Below are 4,542 nucleotides of genomic sequence, written 5' to 3'. Positions count from 1 at the left end.
CACGCCGAACGTGAGGCCCACGAACTGCGGCATGATGGTGGAGCGGCGCGACCAGGTCTTGATCACGTCCTTGCGGCCCGAGGACGCAGCGGCCTCGGCCTTCTTGAGCAGGTATCCGTCGACGAACGGACCTTTCCAGACAGAGCGGGTCATGCCTTAGCGAGCCTTCCTGGCGTGACGCGAGCGGATGATGAACTTGTCCGTCGCCTTGTTGGTGCGGGTCTTGCGCCCCTTGGTCGGCTGGCCCCACGGGGTGACCGGGTGACGGCCGCCCGAGGTCTTGCCTTCACCGCCGCCGTGCGGGTGGTCGACCGGGTTCATGGCCACGCCGCGCACGTGCGGACGGCGGCCCTTGTGCCGGTTGCGGCCGGCCTTGCCCATGACCTCGTTCATGTGGTCCGGGTTCGACACGGCGCCGACGGTGCCCATGCAGCTGTCCGGCACCATCCGCAGCTCGCCCGAGTTCAGGCGGACCTGCGCGTAGCCGGCGTCGCGGCCGACCAGCTGAGCGTAGGCGCCGGCCGAGCGGGCGATCTGACCGCCCTTCAGCGGCTTCAGCTCGACGTTGTGGATGATGGTGCCGATCGGCATGCCGCGCAGCGGCATGGCGTTGCCCGGCTTCACGTCGGCCTTTTCCGAGGCCACGATCGTGTCGCCGGCCTTCAGGCGCTGCGGCGCCAGGATGTAGGCCAGCTCGCCGTCGGCGTAGCGGATCAGCGCGATGAAGGCCGACCGGTTGGGGTCGTACTCCAGGCGCTCGACCGTGCCGACGACGTCGAACTTGCGACGCTTGAAGTCGATCTTGCGGTACAGGCGCTTGGCGCCGCCGCCACGGAAGCGCACGGCCACCCGTCCGCCGCCGCCACGGCCGCCGGTCTTGGTCAGGCCCTCGACGAGGGACTTTTCCGGGCGGCCCTTGTGGAGCTCGGACTTGTCGACCAGCACCAGCTGACGCCGGCCGGGCGAAGTCGGGTTGTATTGCTTCAAGGCCATCGGATCAGAGCCCCGTGGTGATGTCGATCGACTGGCCTTCGGCCAGAGTCACGATCGCTTTCTTGACGTCGGAACGGCGGCCGAGGATGCCGCGGAAGCGCTTGGTCTTGCCCTTCACGTTGAGGGTGTTGACCTTGGTCACGTTGACCTTGAACAGCGCTTCGACCGCCGCAGCGATCTCGTCCTTCGAAGCGTCGGCGGCGACCTGGAAGACCACCTTGTTCTGCTCGGAGAGCAGGGTGGCCTTCTCGGTGATCACCGGCGACAGGATGGTGTCGTAGTGACGAACGGTAGGCTCGAGGGCCATTACGCGGCCTCCTCAATCTGGAAGCGCTGCTGGATCGCCTCGACCGCGTCCTTGGTCAGGACCAGCGTCTGGCGGCGCAGCACGTCGTAGACGTTCAGGCCGGCGTTCGGCAGCACGTCGACGTTCGGGATGTTCCGCGCGGCGAGCTTCAGGTTCGTGTCGACCTCGACGCCGGCGATGACCAGCGCGTTGGTGATGCCGATCTTCTGGAGGCTGGCGCGCAGCGAAGCGGTCTTGGCTTCGGCGGGCTTGGCCTCGTCCAGGACGATCAGCGCGCCGCTCTTGGCCTTCGACGACAGGGCGTGCTTCAGCGCCAGCGCCCGGACCTTCTTGGGAAGGTCGAAGGCGTGGCTGCGCACGACCGGCCCGTGGGCCTTGGCGCCGCCGACGAACTGGGCCGCCCGGCGCGAGCCGTGACGGGCGCCGCCGGTGCCCTTCTGCTTGTACATCTTCTTGCCCGTGCGAGAGACCTCGTTACGGACCTGGATCTTGTGCGTGCCGGCGCGACGCTTGGCGAGCTGCCAGGTGACGCAGCGCTGCAGGATGTCGCCGCGGATCTCTTCGATGCCGAAGATCGCGTCGGGGAGCTCGATCGAGCCGCCCTTCCCGCCGTCGAGCTTGATGACGTCGAGTTTCATTAGGCTTGGTCCCCAGCTTCCGGAGCCTCAACTTCGGCTTCGACCGGCGCGGCCGCGGAGTCGCTCTCAGCGGCGGCGGGCTGGCCGGCGGTGCGGAAGGCGCCCGGCTTCGGGGCCTCGGCCGGCAGCGCCGACTTCACCGCGTCGCGGATCTTCACGAACGTGCCTTCGGCGCCCGGGACGGCGCCCCGCACCAGGATCAGCCCGCGCTCGGCGTCGATGCGCCAGACGGTCAGGTTGAGCGTGGTGACGGTCTCCTGGCCGTAGTGGCCGGCCATCTTCTTGCCTGGGAAGGTGCGGCCCGGGTCCTGGCGGTTGCCGGTCGAACCGTGCGAGCGGTGCGAGACGGACACGCCGTGGGTGGCGCGCAGGCCGCCGAAGTTCCAGCGCTTCATGGCGCCGGCGAAGCCCTTGCCGACGGTGACGCCGGTGATGTCGACCTTCTGGCCCGGAACGAAGTGGTCGGCGGTGAACACCGCGCCCACGTCGATCAGGTTGTCCTCGGACACGCGGAACTCGGCGACCGTGCGCTTCGGCTCCACCTCGCCCTTGGCGAAGTGGCCGCGCAGGGCCTTGGAGGTGTTCTTGGCCTTCTTCGCGCCCGCGCCGAGCTGGAGGGCGACATAGCCGTCCTTTTCCTTGGTGCGGTGGGAGACGACCTGGCAGCCTTCGAGGCTGAGCACGGTCACCGGCACATGGCTGCCGGCTTCGTCGAAGAAGCGCGCCATGCCCAGCTTTTTGGCGATCACGCCGGTACGCATCGGACCGATCCCCTTAGAGCTTGATCTCGACGTCCACGCCGGCGGACAGGTCGAGCTTCATCAGCGCGTCCACGGTCTGCGGGGTGGGGTCGACGATGTCGAGCACGCGCTTGTGCGTGCGAATTTCGAACTGCTCGCGCGACTTCTTGTCGATGTGCGGCGAGCGGTTGACGGTGAATTTCTCGATGCGCGTCGGCAGCGGGATGGGCCCGCGCACGGTGGCGCCCGTCCTCTTGGCCGTGTTCACGATCTCGCGGGTGGAATGGTCCAGCACGCGGTGATCGAAGGCCTTGAGCCGGATGCGGATGTTCTGACGATCCATATCGCTCTTCAGTTTCCCTACAGGCGGTCCGCCCGCGTGATCTCGACCATTTCAAAGACCAGCCCGAACCCCTCTTGCGAGGAGCCCGTACGCGAAAGTCCGCACAAACGACTTTGGCCCGCGCGCCTCTCGGCGTGGGCCATCCCGGTACGCTAGCTTGTAAGCACTGTCCCAGGTCGTTCTGCGAACCGCGTCTGCGTCCAAATCACTTCGGAGCGCACAGCCGGCCCAACAGGAGGCGCGTTACTACCTATCCGACTCGGCTTCGTCAAGGCCGCGAAGCCTCCGAAGCCCAAGGTTTCGGGCGTCAGCCGATGCGAACCGCGCCCGAGCCCATGACGGTCTTGCGCACCTGGCCCCGCACCTGGCGCGCGCGCACGTCGCCGGAGCCGGCGATGCGCGCGGTCAAGGTGTCGGCCACGCCGCCGAACAGCACATTGCCCGAGCCGGCGAGCGACACGGTCATGGCGCTCGCCCGGCCGCCGAGGATGGTCACGTCGCCGGCGCCGGCGACATGGACGTCCAGCGGCCCTGACATCGACTTCACCCGCACGTTGCCGGAGCCGGCGACGTCGACGTCGAGGCGGCCGCGGACATCGGCGGTAGCGATGTCGCCGGAGCCCGCGACGCGAAGCGTGGCCAGGCCCGCCGTGCCGGCGCGGGCGTCAGCCGAGCCGGCGAGGTTGATCTTCAGGTGCTGCTCGACATTGGCGACGACCCAGTCGCCGCAGCCGGCGGCGCCCAGGGTGACGTTGCGCGCCCGGTCGACGGAGCCGAACACCGCGCCGCCGGCGCTGACGTCGACGTCGCGCGGGGCGTGAACGATGATGTGCGGCATGTCTCTGAGCGGGACGTCGCCGAGGCCCGCGACGCGCACCACGACGTCGGCGCCGGCGCCGCGGCAGCCGCGGATCTTGCTGCCGCCCAGGCCGCCGTCGATCACCGTGCGGTTGCGCAGTTGCTTGACCTTCAGCGGCAGCCGGCGGTTCTGGCTGACCACTTCGACCCTCAGGTCCGGGCGGTTTTCCGGAATGATCGTGACCTGGGCGACGGCGTCCTTGATCTCGACGGCCGGCGTGGCGGGCGCGCCGTGCGCCGGCGGGACCAGGAAGCTCACGGCGGCGCTCGTCAGAAGCGCGATCAGACGCATCCGGTCTCCTCCCCTGCCCCGACTCGCCAACGCTAGTGCGGGCGCGTGACGGAAGCAGCTTAAATTGCCGTCCACGGCTCCCAAGAAAAAGGCCGCCGGGAGGGATCCCGACGGCCTTCTTCAAGCTTTGCGCTTGGCGGGCTTTCGCCCGCGCCGCTTACTTGGTGATCTTCGAGACGACGCCGGAGCCGACCGTACGGCCGCCTTCGCGGATGGCGAAGCGCAGGCCCTGGTCCATGGCGATCGGGGTGATCAGCTCGATGTTCAGCTCGACGTTGTCGCCGGGCATCACCATCTCCACCCCTTCCTTCAGCTTCACGATCCCGGTCACGTCGGTCGTGCGGAAGTAGAACTGCGGGCGGTAGTTGGTG

The 4,542-nt window shown here is 68.4% G+C and carries 7 protein-coding genes and 1 pseudogene; all 8 read right to left on the bottom strand.

Features of this window, described 5'->3' with window-relative positions:
- Positions 1-153: ribosomal protein S19 family protein (locus tag VJS38_RS10050; RefSeq protein ID WP_324088012.1), on the bottom strand; the 153-nt coding region annotated here is incomplete at its 3' end.
- Between the two features lie 3 nt (positions 154-156).
- On the bottom strand, positions 157-993 hold the full coding sequence (gene rplB, locus VJS38_RS10045; RefSeq protein WP_324088011.1) for a 50S ribosomal protein L2: 837 nt from the start codon (positions 991-993) through the stop codon (positions 157-159).
- Between the two features lie 4 nt (positions 994-997).
- Complete coding sequence (locus VJS38_RS10040; RefSeq protein WP_324088010.1) at positions 998-1,300, bottom strand: 50S ribosomal protein L23; 303 nt, start codon at positions 1,298-1,300, stop codon at positions 998-1,000.
- Positions 1,300-1,938: a 50S ribosomal protein L4 gene (gene rplD / locus VJS38_RS10035; RefSeq protein ID WP_324088009.1), complete on the bottom strand. Its 639-nt coding sequence runs from the start codon at positions 1,936-1,938 to the stop codon at positions 1,300-1,302. Before rplD ends, VJS38_RS10040 begins: the two co-directional genes overlap by 1 nt.
- On the bottom strand, positions 1,938-2,699 hold the full coding sequence (gene rplC / locus VJS38_RS10030; protein WP_324088008.1) for a 50S ribosomal protein L3: 762 nt from the start codon (positions 2,697-2,699) through the stop codon (positions 1,938-1,940). The genes rplD and rplC overlap by 1 nt, the downstream gene beginning before the upstream one ends.
- A 13-nt stretch (positions 2,700-2,712) precedes the next feature.
- On the bottom strand, positions 2,713-3,021 hold the full coding sequence (rpsJ, locus tag VJS38_RS10025) for a 30S ribosomal protein S10 (protein WP_012521787.1): 309 nt from the start codon (positions 3,019-3,021) through the stop codon (positions 2,713-2,715).
- Positions 3,022-3,328: 307 nt separating this feature from the next.
- Positions 3,329-4,171, bottom strand: coding sequence for a GIN domain-containing protein (locus tag VJS38_RS10020; RefSeq protein ID WP_324088007.1), 843 nt, complete (start codon positions 4,169-4,171; stop codon positions 3,329-3,331).
- A gap of 157 nt (positions 4,172-4,328) precedes the next feature.
- Positions 4,329-4,542, bottom strand: a pseudogene (gene tuf, locus VJS38_RS10015) (elongation factor Tu); the annotation flags it as partial.

Source organism: Phenylobacterium sp., assembly GCF_035276905.1.
Classification (GTDB): Bacteria; Pseudomonadota; Alphaproteobacteria; order Caulobacterales; family Caulobacteraceae; genus Phenylobacterium.
This window is presented reverse-complemented; position numbering and strand designations above follow the sequence as displayed.